This is a genomic window from Pontibacter kalidii (genome assembly GCF_026278245.1).
Classification (GTDB): domain Bacteria; phylum Bacteroidota; class Bacteroidia; order Cytophagales; family Hymenobacteraceae; genus Pontibacter; species Pontibacter kalidii.
On the sequence record NZ_CP111079.1, the window covers coordinates 4,584,298 to 4,604,229 of the forward strand.

Annotated in this window: 18 protein-coding genes; 6 read left to right on the plus strand and 12 right to left on the minus strand. The window is 51.9% G+C overall.

All coding sequences use genetic code 11. The annotated features are described in order from the left end of the window. Positions 1 to 49 precede the first annotated feature (49 nt). The 8 genes from OH144_RS19295 to OH144_RS19330 form a co-directional block, all read right to left on the minus strand. Complete coding sequence (locus tag OH144_RS19295; RefSeq protein WP_266203898.1) at positions 50 to 1,234, minus strand: porin; 1,185 nt, start codon at positions 1,232 to 1,234, stop codon at positions 50 to 52. Between the two features lie 643 nt (positions 1,235 to 1,877). Then, on the minus strand, positions 1,878 to 3,005 hold the full coding sequence (locus OH144_RS19300) for a hypothetical protein (RefSeq protein WP_266203899.1): 1,128 nt from the start codon (positions 3,003 to 3,005) through the stop codon (positions 1,878 to 1,880). Between the two features lie 69 nt (positions 3,006 to 3,074). Continuing rightward, positions 3,075 to 5,798: a TonB-dependent receptor gene (locus tag OH144_RS19305; RefSeq protein ID WP_266203900.1), complete on the minus strand. Its 2,724-nt coding sequence runs from the start codon at positions 5,796 to 5,798 to the stop codon at positions 3,075 to 3,077. 383 nt (positions 5,799 to 6,181) lie between these two features. Next, complete coding sequence (locus OH144_RS19310; RefSeq protein ID WP_266203901.1) at positions 6,182 to 6,358, minus strand: hypothetical protein; 177 nt, start codon at positions 6,356 to 6,358, stop codon at positions 6,182 to 6,184. Between the two features lie 101 nt (positions 6,359 to 6,459). Continuing rightward, complete coding sequence (locus tag OH144_RS19315) at positions 6,460 to 7,419, minus strand: AAA family ATPase (protein WP_266203902.1); 960 nt, start codon at positions 7,417 to 7,419, stop codon at positions 6,460 to 6,462. 159 nt (positions 7,420 to 7,578) lie between these two features. Beyond that, positions 7,579 to 8,061: a hypothetical protein gene (locus tag OH144_RS19320; protein ID WP_266203903.1), complete on the minus strand. Its 483-nt coding sequence runs from the start codon at positions 8,059 to 8,061 to the stop codon at positions 7,579 to 7,581. A 334-nt stretch (positions 8,062 to 8,395) separates the two neighbouring features. Continuing rightward, positions 8,396 to 8,785, minus strand: coding sequence for a hypothetical protein (locus OH144_RS19325; RefSeq protein ID WP_266203904.1), 390 nt, complete (start codon positions 8,783 to 8,785; stop codon positions 8,396 to 8,398). Between the two features lie 316 nt (positions 8,786 to 9,101). Next, positions 9,102 to 10,217 (minus strand): hypothetical protein, encoded by a 1,116-nt coding sequence (locus tag OH144_RS19330; RefSeq protein WP_266203905.1) that lies wholly within the window; start codon positions 10,215 to 10,217, stop codon positions 9,102 to 9,104. A 33-nt stretch (positions 10,218 to 10,250) separates the two neighbouring features. Here OH144_RS19330 and OH144_RS19335 point away from each other — a divergent pair, with 33 nt between their 5' ends. The 4 genes from OH144_RS19335 (at position 10,251) to recO (ending at position 14,563) form a co-directional block, all read left to right on the plus strand. Beyond that, on the plus strand, positions 10,251 to 10,574 hold the full coding sequence (locus tag OH144_RS19335; RefSeq protein ID WP_266203906.1) for a 2Fe-2S iron-sulfur cluster-binding protein: 324 nt from the start codon (positions 10,251 to 10,253) through the stop codon (positions 10,572 to 10,574). 107 nt (positions 10,575 to 10,681) lie between these two features. Continuing rightward, positions 10,682 to 11,278, plus strand: coding sequence for a thymidine kinase (locus OH144_RS19340; protein WP_266203907.1), 597 nt, complete (start codon positions 10,682 to 10,684; stop codon positions 11,276 to 11,278). Positions 11,279 to 11,518: 240 nt separating this feature from the next. Beyond that, positions 11,519 to 13,849: a type IX secretion system anionic LPS delivery protein PorZ gene (gene porZ, locus OH144_RS19345; RefSeq protein ID WP_266203908.1), complete on the plus strand. Its 2,331-nt coding sequence runs from the start codon at positions 11,519 to 11,521 to the stop codon at positions 13,847 to 13,849. After that, on the plus strand, positions 13,850 to 14,563 hold the full coding sequence (gene recO, locus OH144_RS19350; protein ID WP_266203909.1) for a DNA repair protein RecO: 714 nt from the start codon (positions 13,850 to 13,852) through the stop codon (positions 14,561 to 14,563). A 433-nt stretch (positions 14,564 to 14,996) separates the two neighbouring features. On the opposite strand, the gene OH144_RS19355 is transcribed toward recO, so the two are convergent. Genes OH144_RS19355 through OH144_RS19365 form a run of 3 tightly spaced genes read right to left on the minus strand, consistent with a single transcriptional unit; the run spans position 14,997 to position 17,541 of the window. Then, positions 14,997 to 15,506 (minus strand): FKBP-type peptidyl-prolyl cis-trans isomerase, encoded by a 510-nt coding sequence (locus tag OH144_RS19355; RefSeq protein WP_266203910.1) that lies wholly within the window; start codon positions 15,504 to 15,506, stop codon positions 14,997 to 14,999. A 9-nt stretch (positions 15,507 to 15,515) separates the two neighbouring features. Beyond that, positions 15,516 to 16,493: an FKBP-type peptidyl-prolyl cis-trans isomerase gene (locus tag OH144_RS19360; protein ID WP_266203911.1), complete on the minus strand. Its 978-nt coding sequence runs from the start codon at positions 16,491 to 16,493 to the stop codon at positions 15,516 to 15,518. Positions 16,494 to 16,518: 25 nt separating this feature from the next. Continuing rightward, positions 16,519 to 17,541, minus strand: coding sequence for a DHH family phosphoesterase (locus OH144_RS19365; protein WP_266203912.1), 1,023 nt, complete (start codon positions 17,539 to 17,541; stop codon positions 16,519 to 16,521). A gap of 220 nt (positions 17,542 to 17,761) precedes the next feature. Between OH144_RS19365 and OH144_RS19370 the strand changes: the two genes are divergently transcribed. Further along, on the plus strand, positions 17,762 to 18,181 hold the full coding sequence (locus tag OH144_RS19370; protein ID WP_073854225.1) for a nucleoside-diphosphate kinase: 420 nt from the start codon (positions 17,762 to 17,764) through the stop codon (positions 18,179 to 18,181). Positions 18,182 to 18,915: 734 nt separating this feature from the next. Here the strand turns inward: OH144_RS19370 and OH144_RS19375 are convergent. After that, positions 18,916 to 19,284, minus strand: coding sequence for a LysM peptidoglycan-binding domain-containing protein (locus OH144_RS19375; RefSeq protein WP_266203913.1), 369 nt, complete (start codon positions 19,282 to 19,284; stop codon positions 18,916 to 18,918). Between the two features lie 166 nt (positions 19,285 to 19,450). Here OH144_RS19375 and OH144_RS19380 point away from each other — a divergent pair, with 166 nt between their 5' ends. Continuing rightward, positions 19,451 to 19,864 (plus strand): hypothetical protein, encoded by a 414-nt coding sequence (locus tag OH144_RS19380; RefSeq protein ID WP_266203914.1) that lies wholly within the window; start codon positions 19,451 to 19,453, stop codon positions 19,862 to 19,864. The last annotated feature ends 68 nt before the right edge of the window (positions 19,865 to 19,932 follow it).

Consider the following 19,932-nt stretch of genomic DNA (forward strand, 5'->3'; position numbering starts at 1 on the left):
TATACTTGGATGCCTTGTAAGTAGTTATGAAAGCGCCGTTGGCAGGGCTTTACAGCGCCACCTCCAGCTGCAGCCTGAACTGGTAACCGTTGTCCCTGCCCGGGTAGTCCTGCAGGGTTACGTCGCTCTGCACCTTTAAGCTGTGGCCCACGATGTACTTAGACAGCCCCAGCGTGTATTGCTCCTGCGCCTGCAGGTTGGTTACCTGCTTGGGGTTGTAGGTGGTGTAGCGCCCGGCAATCTCCCAGTCAGACGTAAACAGGTAGCCAGCCTGTATATTAAAGGCATCGCCTGTCACAAACGTCTCATCTACCTGACCTTGCTCGGTTCTGGCCACTACAGGGCCGTCCGGTGTGGTGCGGCGGGCATATTCCGCCATCGTAGAGAAGCCCCTGTACTTGAACATGGCATCCACAAAAACGGTGTGCAGGTCGCGTTGGGCGCTCAGGAAATCACCGAGCTGCCCTTGGGAGCGGTTGGTGTTATCGTTATAGTTATAGGCGGCGGCTATGGCCAGCTTGGGGCTCTCCTCGCGGTAAATGTCGCTGCCTATATACGCCCCGTCGCCCTCAAACGCACCCAGCGGAAACGCCTCTACTCTGCCGGTGTAGCTGTAGCCGCCGGCATTGTTCACGGTAACGTTGCGGCCCTCGCCCATAGAGATGGCAACGCTCTCGCGAAACTCCATCTGGCCCACCTTGTGGGAGTGGCGTAGCTGCAGGCCAGCATCACGGTCCAGGTTAAAGCGCGAGTTCAGCAGGCTTCGGTCCACAAACTGCATCTTTTGGGAGGATACAAGGCGCTCGCGGTTGCCGGGCAACTTGGCTTGCCCCACCCACAGTTCCAGGTTTGGTGTCATATGCCACATGGCAACGGCGTCAAGTACGATGCTACTTGCGTTGTCAAACATTTCCGGCTCATCGTTGCCGATGTCGTTGTTGCTCAGGCCGAGCTCAATCTTGTACTCCAGTTTTGGCGTGTAGGCAAAGCCATCAAACTTTAGGCGGGCCCTGCGGATCAGGAAGCGGTCTTCCCAATCACCCGTCCCACCTGTAGTGGAGCCTTGGTAAAGCGTCTGGAAACGGGTGCCAAACTTGAGGCTGAAGGAGGAATCGGCGGCTATGAACTGCAAGCCTTTGCCGAACTTGGAATCATTAATGCTCTGTGCCTGAGTTGTGCCTAAGCCGAGGCACCCCAAGGCCACAATAAATGCGCTTGTTAACTTTTTGTACACGATACTTTCAGTTGGGTGAGAAATAAAACCTATTCGTAGTACTGATTTACTCTTTCAGCATACTTGAATACCAAATATGCTGATGAATTCTAAAGAAAATCCGTAGCAGCAGCTGGTGCGCAAGCGGCGCTGGTAGTTAGTCAGGCTACCGGTCTTCCGCGCTGCGTTGGTCTTCGCCCTAGTCAGGAGCGACACCTACTACTGTTACGACGCTGCAAAATAAGTGTATTAATATTATTGCCGCTTTACCGCAATGTTATGCTAATGTTAAGCTTTATGCCAAGGAACTTTTTATCCCCCCTGAAAGTCTTTGATCCGCCTGGGCAGAGTGGTGCAAAGTATAAAAAGCATGCCCTCTGGCTTTGCGGCCAAGGGTTTGCCGCAGTTTGGTTAGTTTTCAGTTGAGAATGTAGGAAAGCTAGACCAACACGTGCATGTTGTCATTGGCCTCCGGCCTACTGTCGGTTTTCCTTTCAAGCACGCCGCTGCCCCACACCATGCTGCACATCGCCTTTCGCGCTCGGGGCAGGGTAGCTAGCCGTTCTCGGGGTACAAAGTAGCAGTCCAGCTCATACCTAGGCACAAAAAAAGGCTGTCACAAATATAAATTTGTGACAGCCTCCAGTACATTTTGGAATTTAAGTTAGAATTTGTAGCCAGTCCAGCCAAACACTGAAGTATTGGCGCCTGTAGCAGCACTGTTCTTAGTGATATCAGCGTTGTCAGGATTTTTAACTTCCTGGCCTTTGATCACCACATCGGCAAAGTTATAGTCGATAACAGTACCAGCATTTCCATTGCCCTTGCCGTCTGTCAGGTCGATCAAGTCTGTGGTGGAACCGCCTTTAACAAGGAGGTTGGAGATAGTAGCTTTAGCGCCTCTGCGCACTTTTACGGCATCTTGCATCTCGAAATCTGATTCATTCACAATAGTGATGTTCTTTAAAATGAAATCAGATTGGTTAACATCGCCAGGGGTATTACCATCCAGGTTACCGTCAAGTTCAGCACCACGTGGGTCGCCTTCCGTACTTGTGTATCCGCTCTTCCAAACACCATAGGCGTTATCCAATGTGCCAGTCCAGCCCTGCGTTACATCAAACATGTCATCGTCAGAATCAACTACCAACAGGTTCTTTACATTTACTGAACCTCCAAACCATTCTACAGCGTCATCAGATCCGTAGGGGATGTAGATATTTTCGATTTTGGTGCCGCTTCCTACGCCATTCAGTGTCAAGCCATTGTGCTCGATGTCGGCTGAAGATTTTGCTCCGGTATACTCCAAAATGAGATACTCTAATACGCCTGAGTTGTCGCTATCATTGTCGCCGCCATAGATAACAGAGGGATTGATTTCTGTAGTGCCGGTGGTAACTTTGCCAGCTGGGCCGGAAAGTCTCGCTTTACCGTTAATAATCAAACCACCCCAGTCGCCTTGCTTAGGATTTGCCTCTGCAGAGGTTATTTTAACTGGCTTATCGGCTGTACCGTTAACAAAGATCTGGCCACCTTGCTCAACAAGAATGTACTTATTGAAACCCTTCTCAGCTTTAATAACTGTGCCCGCAGGAATGCGCAGTTTTCCGCCCTCCACTACAAGCAATGATCCTGTTAATTTGTATTCGATGTTTGGATCAAGTGTTACTTCAGTGGAAATATCACCGCTTAGTTCATTTTTTACATCAGGAGTTGGAGTTGACTCATCATCATCTTTGCATGAGAATAACCCGAACGGAATCAGTAGTAGGTAAAGGATTGTCTTTTTCATTTTTTTGATTGTTTATACAATATTAGGAATGAGAAATCAACTGAATATGAATGGAATATTAACTAATTGTTAAAACTGGTAGGACACGCCGAAGTCAAATTGAACGCCTCTTTTATAGCTGCCGATTGTAATGCTTTGAGCGTTTGTATCTGAGCCAGCACCTTCTCTGGTGAGCTTATAGGCAGGGTTTAAGAGGTTTTTAGCTTTTAAGCTGAGTTTAAGGTGCTCGTTCAGGCCCATTGAGGTGACAAAGTCCAAGGTTGTGATGCTTTCCTCAATCAGGTTGTTATAGCCTCGAGTACCTATGGTGTGCACTTTGTCGCTTAGGTAGTTCAACACCAGTGCTGACGTTACATTAACATCTTTGTCGGTTACCAGATTATAAGTCAGGTCCGCATTAAGTATGTAGGGTGCGGCGCCTTCCAGGGTAGAGGAGGTGGCAGTAAAGAAGACTGGGAGATTTACTCTCGTGTAGATGTAGGACGCATTCAGGCCGGCATTCAAACGGTGTTTCTCGGCAAGGTTCATCAGCGATTTCCTTACTTCTAACTCAACACCCGTGGCCACTGCATGATCCGAAACATTGTCATAGGTTGCCAAGCCTGCTGAGTTGCCCTGGTCTACCCGCGCAATTGGTCTGAGTATATGTTTGTAAAAAGCATTCACCGATACCTGGTCGCCCGCGGATGGATAGTAGTCCCATTTCAGGTCGAAGTTGTAATTGGTGGATGGTTTCAGGTTAGGATTACCATTTTCATTTCCGAAGATTCCCTGGTAAATGAAGGGCGATACCTCTTTATCCTGAGGCAGGGTATAGGTGCGGCTGATGCCTGTTCTTAAATGGTTTTTATCGTCGAGCTCATATTTGGCGTTAAAGCTGGGCGATAGAAAGAATTCATCTATTGTATTAGACCCTACATTAGCACCACGGTTAACTTTATAGTTAATCTTCATGTTAATGTCATCTGCCCTTAAGCCTGCATTTAGAGTAAGCTTGTTTCCAACCTGATGCACCATGTCAACATAGGCGCCATGGTTATCCCATTTAACATCGTACATGTCATTGAAGTGTTCAACCCTGAAATCGCCGTTAGCTAAACTCTCCTGATTAAAGTATGGGTCGAGGCGGATATCATCTAATCTGAAAGTAGGGAGACTGCTCTGCCCCCCAGCCCAGATGAGGTTGTAAATGGGAGCTGAGAAGTCTTTGGAGCTTACCTTGCCATCATAGCCGACTTCGATGTAAGATAGTTTTTCCGGGTCTGCCGAAAGCGCGTATTGCAGATTGGCTTTAGGGATGACAGCAGTTTCTGTTATTTTACTGTTAAAGCGTTGGTTTCTTCCTTCCCCCATACCCAGTTCCACCATGCCGTTTCCGATAGATGGCAACATGAAGATTCTGCGGTCAGGCTCCTGTCCAATCACATGGTTTACCGCAGCACCTACATTATATTTTATCCTGTCCGATAAGTTTCCATCCCAGATGAGCTGGTTTATAAAAACTGAGTTGTCGTTGACCTGCAAGCGCCTGGTGTGCCCTTCGGAATTATAATCCTCTGCTTTCTGGAATATTTCTGTTTCCTTGCCGTAGAAACTTGTTGCGGCTGCTGTGGTGGTATGCAGGTATAGGGAATTGAAATTGAGTTGGCTGTTGTTCAGGTTAAACTCCAGATTGCCCGCCAGCATGTGAGAGGCGCTGCGCATGGATTGCTGGTAGTCAAAATCGCGGAAAGGGTTCTCTGGGTTGGTTGCCGTAATCATTCTGCTAACACCTTCCCGGTAATGGTATTTGTTATCCATGGAGCCCATCACAAAAAAGCGGTGTTTTTCCATGAACTTCTTGCCGCCAGAAAAGGAAACTCCGCTGTTGAGGAGAGGTTTTTTTTGTATTGGGTCAAGCGAATTGTTAAAGGAGTGATTTGTTATAAACTCTTCGCCGTTCTGGCTTGCCGGTATGCCAGATGCCGTGGCATAGCCAAATTTACTCATGCCATCGGGCAGATAAAAGTTGCTGCCTGCCACCTGGCTGTTGATCCCGGTTGAGATTCCGATTTGAAAGGCATTGTCATCAACAAGTTCTTTTGAGTTGATGTTAATTAGTGCACCCCCAGCATCCCCATTCATAGACGCGGAGAATACCTTGTTCACATCCACCGATTGAATCATGTCGCTCGTGAAGAAATCGAGTGATATATTCTTGAATTCAGGGTCTTCGGAAGGTATGGCGAACCCATTCAGGGTGGTCGTGTTGTAGCGGTCGCCCAACCCGCGGACGAACACGTTCTTTACGCCATCACGCTTCGAAACGCCCGAGATCTTAGCAACCGCGCCCTCGGCATCACTAACGCCTTTCCTGGAGAGTTCTTGGGCTCCAATAGCCTGGGTAGCTATAACAGCTTTTTTCTGGTCTAATAATAAGATTTGCTCGGTCTCCCTATTTCCTTTTGCAGTTATCGTTACTTCCGACAACTGCGCCGTGCTCTGTTCCATCGCCACGTTTACGGTGGTGGTTTTGCCTGCCGTAACGGTTATATTGGTGAGAGTCTTCGGCATATACGAAAGGCTGTTCACTTCTAAGGTATAGGTACCTTCCTTCACGTTGTCGATCCGGAAATTACCGAAGGCATCCGAAGGGGCTCCCTGCCCCGTCCCCTGCACTCTGATGATAGCGCCGATCAACTCTTCGCCGTTTTTAGCGTCCTTGATGGCTCCCTGTATGCTGCCAGTCTGCGCATGCACCGATATGAAAGCGGATAACAGGAAAAATAGAACTGTGGTGAGATTCTGTCGCATTTTATTTGTAGTCTTATTGCTGCGACAAAAGTAGAAGGACTGTATTACCTCAATATTAATAGGGGGTTAAGCTTCTATTAACTAAAGACGAGAATCTGTTTGTAACCTGCTGATATATAGGGGTTGGTGTGATGGCCTTAGCTGCGGAGGGAGGTCTCTGTTTTTGAGAGTACCAGATAGCTAACTGGATGGACATTAACAAAATAGTAACCGTGTAATAATCTACAGCTAATATTACGGGTATAGCTTTGTTCCATCAATTCTGCCACCAAAAAGAAATGAGTTGCACATGTATGGGTGAGAAACATCGTTGCAATCTCTAGCTGGGCGGCTTAGTCACCCGCCCAGCGAAAACCCGCCTTATGGCGGGTTTCTTTTTTTGCCTAGTAGGCAGACGTGGGCGCATCGCCGCCGCAGGAACGCAGCAACAGGAAAGCCGCCACAACCAGCACGATCAGGGCTAGGGAGCCAAGGCAGCCGCAGCCTCCCCGGTCACCGGTTCTGCCGCCTCTGCCCAGCAGCTTTCTCAGGAAGTATAGTTTCAACAGTCCTCTCCACATGGTTTTATCAAAGTATGGGATAACAAAAAAACTCCCGCCGCCGCAAGGGCAACGGGAGGTAAGTGGTACGGGAGACGCCTTGCCGGCGTTTACGGGCCGGCTTAGCTGATCGGCACTTTCCGAAGTATGGACTCAATGAAATCCTTGGTACGGATGCCGTCGGCCTCGGCCTCGTAGTTGAGGATGATGCGGTGGTTCATCACGTCATAAGCCACCTCCTTGATATCCTCGGGCAGCACGTAGTCGCGGTCATCGAAGTAGGCCACAGCCTTGGCGGCGCGGTTCAGGGCTATGCTTGCTCTGGGCGATACCCCGAACTGGATGTAGGGGGCGAACTCCAGCAGGTCATACTCGGCGGGGCGGCGGGAGGCAAACACCAGCTCAATGATGTACTTCTCCAGCGTCTCGGAAATCTGCACCTGGTTTATCTCGCTGCGGATGGCAAAAATATCCTCCTTGGAGAGTACTTTGGCCACCGTGTCGGTAAAGCTCATATTGGCCATGCGGCGCATGATCTCCAGCTCGTCCTCCTTCTTGGGGTAGTCGATGTATACCTTCATCATGAAGCGGTCTACCTGGGCCTCGGGTAGCGGGTAGGTGCCCTCGTGCTCTACAGGGTTCTGGGTGGCCAGCACCAGGAAGGGCAGGTCCAGCCTGTAGGTCGTCTCGCCGATGGTTACCTGCTTCTCCTGCATCGCCTCCAGCAGCGCCGACTGCACCTTGGCCGGGGAGCGGTTCACCTCGTCGGCCAGTATCAGGTTGGCAAAGATCGGCCCCTTCTTTACCTCAAACATGGAGGCGTTCTGGTTATAGATCATCGTTCCGATCAGGTCGGAGGGAAGCAGGTCGGGGGTAAACTGTATGCGCTGGAAATCGAGGTGCAGCGCCTTGGACAGCGAGTTGATGGTAAGCGTTTTGGCCAGGCCGGGCACGCCCTCCAGCAGAATGTGGCCACCGGTAAAAAGGCCGATCAGCAGGCGGTTTACCATGTACGACTGGCCCACCACCACCTTGCTTACCTCGCTGAGTACCTGTTTTATTTTGAGTTGATATGTGTTCACGTTATCCGGATAAATCGAAGTGCCCCGCCACCTGCGGGAACAGTAAGGCGCCTAAATATAGGGATAATACGGTTGTAGCGCCAGTATATTGCCTGCGGCAGGCGTAAAACAAAAAAAGCACCCGTTAAGGTGCTTCAGTGGTAGAGAGCGATAGGCCTGCTAAGCTGCTGCCATGGCGCTTGGTTCGGCCTGCACGGCAGCTTTGGCCTGATTGTACACAGGCTTTTGCAAGCCCAGCTTATCCAGGCGGTTTTGCTGTGCCTGCCTTACCATGTCTATCAGGCTGTTGATGTGCCTTTGCTCCACATCCAGCGGCAGCACCATAGACTCGCCCTGCGCGGTAAGCACATGCACTTTCTGGCTGCGGGTCATAAAGAAGAGGGCTATAAAAAAGCCGCTCAGCAGGAAGAAGGACTCATTAAAGTATACGAGCAAGGCCATGGCCATGCTAAGCCCTAAATATAGCTGTGAGCCGGTAGGTTTTACCTCCCAGGCAGCTATATCCTCAAGCTTAACAGCCTTGTTGCTACGCCAGGATAGCGGGTGCCGCTGCTGTATCAGCCGGTGTGTGGTGAGGGCTAATCGCTTATCCACCGTCTGGATAAGGTATTGCTCTCCAGTTAGTAGCTTCGTTGTCGCCATTCGCGCCGGAGTATTAAGTTTGTTAGTAGATAACGGGTTGCGTAGTAATGTCAGTATCACAGCTTTCAATTTTCAGTTTCGTACCAGTATGATTCCGAAAACCTTTAAAGGGTTGCATTAATATAACCGTGCAAATATATTATTTTTTAATCTATGTATGGCTATGTATTGGACTATTATACGGATAAAGCAAAAAAGGATTCTTCTAAGTGTTTAGCAAGCAACTATATATAGTTGCATTTATACTGTTGCGATTGTGGTATGGGGGTGTAAAAAAACAGCCTGAATCATTTTAAAACAATTCAGGCTGTGGCAGTAAAATATTGCTGGCGGGTCAGTCCGTCAGGTATAGCTCGCCCTCGTAACCATGCGCGCGCTGGTTCTTAAAGCGGGCAATATCAGTTTGCATGTTGTCATAGATCTCCTGAACCTCCTCCGAGTCCTGGGTGAGGGGCTTAATGTGCTCGCTCAGCAATTTAGCCGCTAATGGGTAAAACTTGGAGTCGTCGGTATTCTTGGCGTTTACCTTAAACGCGCTGACGGCGCTCTCCAGCTTTTTCAGGGCCGGGTACTGGGCTTTGTATTCCTGAATGGTGTCGCGGAGCTTTTCCCGTATCATCAGGTATAAATCCTCCTCAAACGTCATTCCGAAGTCATCATCCTCATCCTCGTCGTCGAAATCGTTGTAGGCGAAGTCGTCATCGTAGTCAAAATCGTCTCTCATGGCTGATAATCAGGTTGCTTTTTAGTTGTTACGGGTTAAAACGCTGTTTGTGTCAGGTGGCAGTTACTTTTGCCCGGGCCCTGAACCCCGGGACAGGGGCCGAAAGCCGAAGCAGAACACAAAGCAAAGTGCATAATTAGTACTTCGCACCCTTATTTGCAATGCCTACGGGCGCACTTTTAGCCATGTTGCCTAAATTTTAACAGGCAGGGGTATGGGGGAGAACAGCAATCCGGGAGTACCGGGGGAAAATTGCCCGAAAACAGTAGGAGCCGCTGTGTTGGCAGCGGCTCCTGTTATATAATACGTTAGTGCCTTAGTCGAACTTGCGCTCTATCAGGCGGAGCAACTTGCTTACGTGATCCTGCTTCCTGCTCCAGTCATACTTGCCAGCCAGGGTGCCGGTTACGTACTGCGTTGCCGAGGCCACATCGCCAAAGCTATCCAGTGTCTGGATGGTCTGGTAATAAGTTAGGTTGTCGCCGTCGAACAGCTCGTTGATAAAGCTGAAGCGCTGGTTAATGGAAATGGAGTTCTTCAGGGAGTCGATTTTGCGGTTGCTGTGTGCGTCGGCCACAGAGGAGGGAGCTGTTTTCCGAAAGTTGTCGTTGAGGGTAGGGCGCACCTGGGCGGCGGCTTCCTCCAACTCGTCCTCCTCGTCCTTATACATGGCCGGGCGGGCTGCAGGGGCGGCCGCCTCGCGCTGGGCCGTGTGTATCGGAGCCACCACATCCTTCTCCTGCACCGGAGCGACAGGGGCTGGCTTGGCGGCTGCAGCGGGCCTCTCCAGGAACGATGGCTTCTGCGCCTGCTGCTCCATTATCTCTGCCTCTGTTACAGGCAGCAGCGCGTTAAACTGCTCCACCAGGTGGTGCAGGGGTGCGCGCTGGCCCTGGTTAGCGTTTACGTACAGTTTAAAGCGGCTCAGGATGTACTCGCGGTCGCGGCTGCTGGGCGAGAGCGTCTCGATGAAGCCGGCGAAGAGCTGTTTGTCCAGGTCAATGTACTTCAGGTTCTCCTGCAGCTTGGGCAGCGTGATCTCTTCCTGTATGCGCAGGAACTTCTCCTCGAAGGTGGTTACCGGGGCCAGGGCTACCAGGAACGTGTCGTAAACGGCCTTCTGCAGCAAGGGCTCAAAGGCATTGCGCTTCATCAGGATCTTGCGCGAGAGCACGTTCATGAAGTTCACCAGCGCCTCTTTCACCTCCTCATGCTCATAGTCGAAGTATGGGCTGCGCAGGTTAGCCATCTCGTGGTGCCACTTCAGCAGCAGCTCCTTTATCACGAACAGGTTGATCTGCTTGATAGGGGTAAAACTGATCAGCTGCGGCCCGTTCAGGGTGTCGTGAGAGGCAAAGTGACGGTCGCAAAGAACATTTGCCAGCTCCTTGCTGTACCGTTCCAGGTGTAATTGATTATATTTGTCTTCCATTGCTGTCGCTTTCTCCTGTAAAGTTATAAAATTATGCCGAAGTTAAAGGTGCAAAACCTGGCGAACCTTGAGGTAACGGTGGCCGAGGGGCAAACGCTGCTAAAGGCGCTGCAGGCTGCTGGCACCGACTGGATGCACGCCTGCGGGGGAAAGGGCCGTTGCACCACCTGCCGCATCATTGTTTTGCAGGGGATGGAGCACACCGGGTTGCTTACAGCCGCCGAGAACCGCTACCGCGACAGAGGCCGCCTGAAGGATAACGAAAGACTGACCTGCCAATGTACATTAACCGGCGGCGAAATTACCGGAAAGGTGCCCGAGCAGACCAAGCTGCCGCACCTGAAGTATAGCAGTTAGAGAGTTTAGGAGTTAGAGAGTTTGGGAGTTAGAGAGCTTTAATCCTGCGCATCATCTTCTCATCATGATTCACTCATTCAAAAATTACCACATCAGCATATTAACGAATGTTTATTGAACCACGCGTAGGTAACAAAAGCCACGTTAACAGAAAGGGTTGGGTTGAGGTGATCTGCGGGTCGATGTTCTCGGGCAAGACCGAGGAACTGATCAGGAGGCTGAACCGCGCCAAGATCGCCAGGCAGAAGATCGAGATTTTTAAACCTACCGTAGATAAGCGCTACCACGAGGAGGACGTGGTGTCGCACAATGCCAATGCCATACGTTCCACGCCCATAGACTTTGCCCAGGACATGCTGCTGCTGGGCGGCAGCTGCGATGTGGTAGGCATAGACGAGGCCCAGTTTTTTGACGAAGGGCTGGCCGAAGTATGCGTAAAGCTGGCCAACAGCGGCGTGCGCGTGATTGCTGCCGGCCTGGACATGGATTTCCAGGGCAAGCCTTTCGGGCCGATGCCGGCGCTGATGGCCGTGGCTGAGTACGTGACCAAAGTACACGCCGTGTGTGTGCAGTGCGGCGATATTGCCAACTATTCCTTCCGCAACGTACCTGACGAGAAGCAGGTGCTGCTGGGCGAGACAGATTCTTACGAGGCCCGCTGCCGCCACTGCTTTACGGAGGGTATGAAGCAGAAAAAAAGCTAATTTTATACATTGGAAAGTATAAGTGCCGGCGCTGTCCAACGCTAAGGGCTAAATGCCTGCCGCGGGTTTTCAACTCGTGGCACTTTATAAGGCCATTTTTCAACTGGCAGAAGTATAAAAGAGCATCACACAAGCCGGGAACCTGCTATCATAGGTTCACATCATGTGGAAGGGATTTATACTTCGATAGGCAGGAAAGCGCGTAATTCAGGTTATCATAGTCTTTTGTCCTTTGTCAAGATGTCCCTAGTCCGGAAAATCATACTTGCCCATCGCATCAAATGCCTGCCCTGCCTGCTGCTGGTGTGGCTGTGCTGGTGCAGTACGGCCTTGGTAGCGCAGGCGCAAAGCCAGCTGCCGATAGGGGGCTGGCGGCTACACGTGCCCTACCACCAGGGCAAGGCCGTCGCCGTGGCCGGCGACAAGGTATACCTGGCCGCCGAGCGTGGCCTTTTCTTCTACGACACCGAGTTCAACACCACCGAAACCATCACGAAAGTAGATGGGCTGAGCGAGCAGCAGATCAATGACATTGCTTTTAGCGAGGGCGCCAATACACTTGTTATCGCCTACCACAACAGCAAAGTAGACCTGCTGCAAGGCAACGGCATTTACGCCATCAACGACATCTTCCGGAAAAGCATCTCCGGGGAGAAGAAAATCAACCGCATTTATACTTATAACAAGCTGGCTTACCTGGCTACTACTTTCGGGGTGGTGGTGCTGGACCTGCAGAAGCGTGAGGTAAAAGATACCTACAGCAGCCTCGGCCCCAACGGCGAAAGTATAAATGCCACCGACGTAGCCATACTTGACAACAATATTTTACTGTCCACGAGCCTCGGTGTCCTTTCTGCGCCTCTCTCCGGTACTAACCTGCAGGATTTCAGGAATTGGAGCAACCAGAGCAGCGGTTTGCCTGAACCTTCGGCTGTTACCAGTTTAGCTGCCTTTCAAGGGAAGTTGTTTGCGGGCACTGCTAGCGGCGTGTATACGTTGAGCGGCGAGAACTGGAGCGAAACCACGCTGACCCCTGGGGCTGCGGTTAAAAGTCTAAATGCCACGGAGGCTCACCTAAGTATCGTTTCGTCAGGTGGAGTGCTGGTGCAGGAGGCCAGCGGCCGCACTTATACTTTAATTCATACCTTGCTGTCGCAGCCGCAGGAGGCTATGGCCACCGCTGGCGGCGAAGTATGGCTAGCCGACAAAGCCAAAGGTTTGGTGAAGTTGAGCCTGAGCAATTCTGAAGCTGCGGCCTTTGCCCCCGGCGGCCCCTACGCCAGCGACAGCTTCCGGATCTATACGTACGGGGGCAAGATATACGTGCTGGGCGGCGGCTACACCGAAAGCTATGAGCCACAAAATAACCAGAGCGGCTTTTATACTTACGAAAAAGGCGAATGGCAAAACTATAACCGCGCCCTTTACCCGCAGCCTTCCTTTGTAGCGGGGCAGGACCTGGTCGGCGCTGTCTTTAACCCCGGCAACAACAAACTATACCTGGCCAGCTACGGCAGCGGGCTGATAGCCTGGGAGGGGCCGGAGAAAGCCATACTCTATAACGAAGAAAACAGCCCGCTGCTGCGTACAGCGTCCACTTCTGAAGTACGCGTTACGGATGTGGCCCTGGATTACGAAGGCAACGTGTGGGTGGTGAACCCAAACAGGCAACCCGGAGCACCCGGCCTGCACAAGCTTACGCCGGATGGCAACTGGGAGTCTCATCCGTTGAGCAATATTCCGGATGCCAGCAACCTGACTTTGCTGGTGATAGATGATTACGGTCAGAAATGGCTGTCTGTCGCCCGAAAGGGCAACACCCGCAGCGGACTAGTGGTGTACGATGAGCAGCAGGACCTGACACGAACCCTTGCCGTGGGCGAGGGCAACGGCGGCCTGCCAAGTGGTACCGTTTATAGTATGGCTAAAGACCTGAACGGCGATATTTGGGTAGGTACGGCCAATGGCGTGGGGATCTATTACAATACTGCGCTGGTTTTTGAGGCGGCCCGCTACGATGCGCGCATTCCGATCATAAATGGCCGGCCTTTGCTGAACGGGCAGGTGGTGCGAAGTATAGCCGTGGACGGGGCCAACCGCAAGTGGATCGGCACGGATAACGGCCTCTGGCTTTTCGGCCCCGACGGCGATGAGCAGATCCATCATTTTACTACCCAAAACAGCCCGCTGCCTTCCGACAAAGTATACGCGGTAGGGGTGGAGCATCAGTCGGGGGAGGTGTTTGTGGCCACTGATGCCGGCGTGGCCTCTTTCCGCTCCAATGCCACCATCACCGAGGGAAAACCTGAGTGCGCCATGGTGTTCCCAAACCCGGTGCGCCCGGAGTATACCGGTGAGGTAGGCATCTCGGGGTTGCCAAACAATGCCGATGTGCGTATTACAGATGTAGCGGGTACGTTGGTCTATAAAGGCAAAGCCACGGGCGGCACCTTCGCCTGGAACGCCCGCGACTACAACGGCAACCGCGTAAGGGCCGGGGTGTACCTGGTGCTGGGTGCAAGCCCGGATGGCGCCCAAACCTGTATCAGTAAAATAGCCGTACTGGAGTAAATGTTAGTCAAAACAAGGGGGATCGTACTCAGCAACATCAAGTATAGGGAGACGTCCATCATCACCAAAATCTATACCGAGGCGCTGGGGGTGCAGTCGTACATCGTGAACGGCGTGCGCAAGAAGGGCAACGGCTCGCGCGTGGCGCTGTTCCAGCCGTTCACACTGCTGGAGATGGTGGTCTACACCTCGCACCGGGGCGGCCTCTCGCGCATCTCCGAGTTCAAAACCGACTACTCCCTTGTTTCCATCCCGTTCGATATCCGCAAGAGCAGCATCGTTTTGTTTCTGTCGGAAGTAGTGTCGCGCACGGTGAAGGAGGAGGAGGAGAACCTGCCGCTGTTCCATTTCCTGTACAGCGCCATCACCACCTTTGATGAGATGGACAGTGGCTTCGAGAACTTCCATCTGGTGTTCCTGCTGCAGCTGAGCTCCCACCTAGGCTTTGGCCCAAGCTCGGGGACCGAGGTGGTGGAGCAGGTGGCTTTCTCACCCAATGCGCAGTCGGCTACCTCAGCGCCTACCGTACTGGCCATGCAGGTGCACGAGAAGTACTTCGATGAACTGCTGCAGGAGCCGGATTATGCCTCCATTCCCAACGGCCGGGTGCGCCGCGAGCTGCTCGACATCCTTATTCGCTACTACCAGCTGCACGTAGACAGGCTGGGCGACATCAAATCACTGGCCATACTTTCGGAGGTGCTGGCGGAGTAGGGGGATTGCGTAGCATGACACACGTATCATGTATCACGACAAAGGCACTATCAGCCTATTTAATGAAGGATGCTTTTCATTCTACCCACAAAGACTCTAAACCATCTGCCATACTGTGAAGGAACCTGGTAGAAAAAGCGGCCCCCTACCCCCGGGAGGTTAAGCCTCTGCGACTTGCTACCAAGATCCTTTCAGGATGACAAAATAAAAGTATGAAGCGCGTTATCCCTGGCAGGAGAATCAAGTTATACTTATCGGAATCTCCTTCTCTGGAGTGGGTTCGTTAACTACCCCTTAGGTTAAAGTATAAAAGTATGGAAAGCGGAGGAGTGAAAGTATAGAAGCATACTCTTTGAAGAATGCGGAAGTATAAAAAAAAGCCGCCGGGAAGTATAACCCCGGCGGCTTTTGTGTTTCTATGTGTGAAGTATGGTTACGGCAAAATATCCAGCACCTCTATCTCAAAAACTAAAGGAGAGTTTGCAGGGATAGGTCCGGAGCTTTGCCTGCCATACCCCAAGTGGGAGGGAATAAATAATCTGGCTTTCTCGCCTTCTCTCATGTAAGGCAAGCCTTCATCCCAGCCGGCAATAACTCCGCCAACTCCAACTTTAAACTCGAAAGGCTTTCCTCTGTCAATGCTGGAGTCGAATTTGGTGCCGTTCAGCAAAGTGCCGGTATAATGTACAGACACGACATCACCCGGAAACACCTTGTCGCCGGTGCCTGCTTCCAGTTGTTGGTAGTATAAACCGCTGCTAGTTTTGGTAACGGTGGCAGGGTCGATGTTATTGGCCTTGAAATATTGCTGGATCTGCTTGTCGTCCTTCTCTTTCTGAGGCGTATTGTCCTTCTTGCAGGCAGCAAAGCTAAAGGTAACAAGAACCAGCAGAAGCGCCTGCAGCAGGCGGCTTCCGTGGTTGCTCTTAAGTATAGAAATCATACGTTATACTTACTGTTTTGCCTGTTTCTCGACGTCTACCAGCTCCACGTCGAAGCGCAGGATGCTGTTGGCCGGGATGTCCGGGCTTGGCGCCTGCTCTCCGTAAGCCAGCGGCGAGGGGATCAGCAGGATGGCCTTGCTGCCTTCGTTCAGCTGCGCAATCGCGTCGTCCCAACCCTGAATCACACGGCCCTGGCCCAGCGGGAAACGGATCGGCTCGCCACCAGACATCGGGTTATTGTAAGAGGAGTCGAACTCCTTGCCGTCCAGGCGGGTGCCTTTGTAATGCACGGCCACCACGTCGCCGGCAGTTGGCTTCTCGCCATTGCCCTGCTCCGTTACCACGTAGTAAACACCGGACTCGGTTTTCTGCACGTTCTCCAGGTTCTGCTCCTTCACATACTTCTGGATCGCCTCATCGTCTATCTTGATCTGCTTCTCGGCACGCACCTTAGACTCCTCCATGTAGCGCTGCATCAGCTCCTGCTGGTAGGTCTCGGCCTCGGCCTGGTTCATTACGCGCTCGGCCTTAATGCGGAAGGTGATCTCTGAGCCCGGCTTCACGAAAGGCGGAAGCGGCTGACCGAACGTTTTAGCGAAAAGGGTGTCGGCATTCACCTTAAACACGCCGCTGTCGCCGGCAGAGAGCATCATGAACGCGTTCTCCAGGCCACCTTTCATGGTCGGCTCCATTACCGGAATAATGCGGGGCAAGCCCGGAACCTGCTCGCGGGTGTCTACAAACACCGAGTCCTCGGAGTTAACCATCTGCCAGTGAAAGGCAACGAACTCGCCGATCTTGGCTCCTGTTGAGTCTTCGGGGGCTACTTTGCCCTTGTTCTCATACTCGCCTTTGCCGTTGTTTTCAAAGATTTTATAAGTCAGGCCATCAGCCGTCGTATAAAATTCGTCGTTGTTCTTGTTGCATCCCTGCAACACCAGTGCCCCGGCCAATACCGGCAGCAAAAATTTAGTTTTAGATAACATCTAGGTATAGTTTGATATAAGGTTACTATCTGTTTATGGCGTGCTGGAGCTGCTCTTTGTACTGTGGCAGCAGGCTCTCGAACTTGGCCACGGTGTTCTCCAGCGTGTCCATAGACATGCCGCCGGCTGCGTTTTTGTGGCCGCCTCCGTTAAAGTGCGCCCGGGCAAATTCGTTCACTGAGAAATCGCCCACCGAGCGAAACGACATCTTCACAGCCTGGGTGCGGTCGATGATAAGTGCTGCAAAAACAATGCCTTCGATAGAGAGCGCATAATTTACCAAGCCCTCGGTATCGCCGGTTTTGGAGTCGTAGGCCTTCAGCTCGTCGGCCGTAATGGCAAAGTAGGCGGTGTTATACTCGCGCAGCACCACCAGCTTGTCTTTCAGGGCATAACCCAGGAAGCGTAGGCGTAGCTCCGTGGAGCTGTCGTAGATCAGGCGGTGAATGTTTGAGGTGTTGACGCCGATATGCAGCAGATCTGCAATAATAAGGTGCACGTTCTGCGAGGTGCTCGGGTGGCGGAAAGAACCCGTGTCGGTCATGATGCCGGCATAGAGGCACTCGCCAATGCCGGTGTCGATCAGGTTGCCGTCGCCCATGGCCTTGATCAGGTCATACACGATCTCGGCGGTGGCAGCGGCGCCGGTGTTGGCGAAGTCCAGGTCTGCAAAATCCTCCGGCTGCAGGTGGTGGTCCACCAAAACTTTCGTGCCGGATGCCTGGCGTATGTATTCCCCCATCTCGTTGATGCGCGAGAGGCTATTGAAATCAAGGCAAAAGATCACCTGCGACTCCTTAGTGATACGCTGCACCAGGGCATCGTTCTTCTCCGAGTACACGATCACATCATCGTTGCCCTCCATCCAGTTCAGGAAGTTGGGGTAATCAGACGGCGTGATGACGGTAACGCGGTGCCCCTTCTTTTTAAGATAGCCGGCCAGGCCCAGCGAGGAGCCCAGCGCATCCGCGTCCGGTTTGTGATGTGTGGTGATCATCACCTCTTTAGGCTCTTTCAGAAGCTCTTTCAGAGCGTTGATATCATGCATAGGGTACGTTTAAATCCTCTGATTAATAAGGATATAAGGCGCGAATTTCTGAATAAAATACGTCTAAAACAACAGTAGACATGTTTACAGGCACTGCAGCACTCGCAGCGCAGCGCGGGATATTCACGAAAGATAGCGGAAAAATATACCAATATTGCCCGAAATGCGCTAGTTTTGCATACCAAAGAAGACATTTTTAACGATAAAGTAAAAAGACAACATGGCCGGAAACAAGACATTCACCATGATTAAGCCTGATGCGGTAGCAGAAAACCATATTGGCGGCATTACCCAAATGATCGAGGAAGGCGGCTTCCGTATTGTGGCGATGAAAAAGACCAGACTGACAGAAGAGCGCGCAGGCAAGTTTTACGAGGTGCACAAAGAGCGTCCGTTCTACGGCGACCTGGTAAAGTATATGTCTTCCGGCCCGATCGTGGCGATGATCCTGGAGAAAGACAACGCGGTGGAGGATTTCCGCAAGCTGATCGGCGCTACCAACCCGGCTCAGGCGGAGGAAGGCACCATCCGCAAGAAGTACGCGAAGTCTATCGAGGCAAATGCCGTGCACGGCTCTGACTCTGACGAGAACGCGCAGATAGAAGGCGACTTCTTCTTCGCTGCCGACGAGCGCTTCTAAGCCCGCAAAGTATACTTATTGATTGAGAAGCCCGCCAGGTGTCATACCTGGTGGGCTTTTTTGTTTTGTTGGATATGGTGTACAACCACCCCTGTCCCTCCATCACCCCACCCCAGCCCTCCCCTAAGAACAGGGGAGGGAGCCTGTGACAGCTCTAGCTAATGTGTAAGTTTCGTAGTTGCTAATAGCATCAGTACAAGTATAAACCCACCCCTAAGCCCCTCCAAGGAGGGGAATTGCTCGTGAACGATTATCATTCCCTACCCCTCCCGGAACAAGTCCAGGATCCGAGACTTCAAAGGGGGACTTTAGTTTACGTTGCAAAAGCAGGAGCTATCAAAATGATACCCAGTCTTTCCGTTGAGCGCCTTGTAGATTTGCGGTTTCGCTTTAGCGAAATTGCGGAGACCGCAGGTCAAGCAAAGGAAATGTACACAGCGCGATGCGGAAAGACGAGCCCTCCCGGGCTAGAGGGAGCCAAAGTATGAAGTGCAATGGTAGGCTTGTGGGAACTACAGGATCAGCGGCAGCTAGAAAGGATAGCTTGTTTCAAGTGCCGTGAAGCAGCGGCTAGCAAGTATGGCCAAAGTATAAAAAGGCACCGGCTGCAAGCCCGCGCCAACGATTGCATAAAGTATAGCTGGCAAGTATAAAAGTATAACCCAAGTATAAAAACAAACAACCAACCCCAGAAAGGGGGCTGGCTGTTCTACCTTCAACACAAACAGGTATCTTTAGTCTCTCGGAATCGCCAGGCGCTGGCCCGGACGGATCAGGTCCGGATTATCGCCGATCTTGTCTTTGTTGGCGTTATAGATCTTCTTCCAGTCGTTGGCATTGCCGTAGTGCTTCTGAGCAATCTTGGAGAGCGAGTCGCCACTCTGCACAGTGTACACGTCTTGATTAGGCCCCGGATCAGTTGTTTGGCTCTTGTCGCTGTTGCTGTAGAAGCCCTGCTCCGGGTGGCCCGGTGCACGCGTGGCACTGCCCTGGCTGACAGGTTGTGTGCCTGGTGGCGTCTTTACGTTCTTGGATGAGGATATATTGCTCGAGGGCTTGGCGGGCTCCTTCTTTCCCTTCTTAAAAAAATCTGACAGTCCCATATAGTTGTCTTTTAAATCAAACTTGCTTTCATCGTGGAGGCTGCACCTAGCCGTGCGCCATATACAGATAAGATACGCCGTGAAAGCCACTTAGTTGTGCTGCCTTCCGCAACGACAAAGCGATACAGGCCGTATGCAACATTCACAACAACAATAAGATAAAACGATGGATAAGTTGAAGAACAGCTGGCACAGCCTGTTGGCCCTATTGCTGGCAATTACTATAACAAGCTGTGGCGGGAACAAAGAAGAGGTAGGCTCAGAAAGCATGATCGCCGGAACGAGCAGCAAGACCTGGGTAGCCGATAAGGAGAGGAACGCCGCCGGAGACAAGGAGAAACTCACGGACGCTGAGCAGGACCAGACCATGCAGTTTTATGCCGATGGCCGTTTCGCGCTGGGAGCAGGCTCCTCCCTGCAAACCGGCACCTGGACATACGACCAGGCAGGTAAGCGCCTGTCGCTGCAGTTTGAGGGTGCCGACATGACGGAGAACTTTGAGGTGATGAAGCTCGACGATGACGAGATGGACCTACGGGCCTCGGACGGTACCGTGATGGAAATGGAGCTGCAGGACTAACTATTTAGCCTGATTTAAAGTATAGATAAAGGTTTCGATTTTAGCGGCAGCCTGCAGTACGCGGGCTG

Bases quoted from the DNA above. Each gene is read 5' to 3' on its own strand.
- OH144_RS19300 (WP_266203899.1), bottom strand. From the start codon at position 3,005: ATGAAAAAGACAATCCTTTACCTACTACTGATTCCGTTCGGGTTATTC.
- OH144_RS19305 (WP_266203900.1), bottom strand. From the start codon at position 5,798: ATGCGACAGAATCTCACCACAGTTCTATTTTTCCTGTTATCCGCTTTC.
- OH144_RS19310 (WP_266203901.1), bottom strand. From the start codon at position 6,358: ATGTGGAGAGGACTGTTGAAACTATACTTCCTGAGAAAGCTGCTGGGC.
- OH144_RS19320 (WP_266203903.1), bottom strand. From the start codon at position 8,061: ATGGCGACAACGAAGCTACTAACTGGAGAGCAATACCTTATCCAGACG.
- OH144_RS19325 (WP_266203904.1), bottom strand. From the start codon at position 8,785: ATGAGAGACGATTTTGACTACGATGACGACTTCGCCTACAACGATTTC.
- OH144_RS19330 (WP_266203905.1), bottom strand. From the start codon at position 10,217: ATGGAAGACAAATATAATCAATTACACCTGGAACGGTACAGCAAGGAG.
- OH144_RS19335 (WP_266203906.1), top strand. From the start codon at position 10,251: ATGCCGAAGTTAAAGGTGCAAAACCTGGCGAACCTTGAGGTAACGGTG.
- OH144_RS19340 (WP_266203907.1), top strand. From the start codon at position 10,682: ATGTTTATTGAACCACGCGTAGGTAACAAAAGCCACGTTAACAGAAAG.
- porZ (WP_266203908.1), top strand. From the start codon at position 11,519: ATGTCCCTAGTCCGGAAAATCATACTTGCCCATCGCATCAAATGCCTG.
- recO (WP_266203909.1), top strand. From the start codon at position 13,850: ATGTTAGTCAAAACAAGGGGGATCGTACTCAGCAACATCAAGTATAGG.
- OH144_RS19355 (WP_266203910.1), bottom strand. From the start codon at position 15,506: ATGATTTCTATACTTAAGAGCAACCACGGAAGCCGCCTGCTGCAGGCG.
- OH144_RS19360 (WP_266203911.1), bottom strand. From the start codon at position 16,493: ATGTTATCTAAAACTAAATTTTTGCTGCCGGTATTGGCCGGGGCACTG.
- OH144_RS19365 (WP_266203912.1), bottom strand. From the start codon at position 17,541: ATGCATGATATCAACGCTCTGAAAGAGCTTCTGAAAGAGCCTAAAGAG.
- OH144_RS19370 (WP_073854225.1), top strand. From the start codon at position 17,762: ATGGCCGGAAACAAGACATTCACCATGATTAAGCCTGATGCGGTAGCA.
- OH144_RS19375 (WP_266203913.1), bottom strand. From the start codon at position 19,284: ATGGGACTGTCAGATTTTTTTAAGAAGGGAAAGAAGGAGCCCGCCAAG.
- OH144_RS19380 (WP_266203914.1), top strand. From the start codon at position 19,451: ATGGATAAGTTGAAGAACAGCTGGCACAGCCTGTTGGCCCTATTGCTG.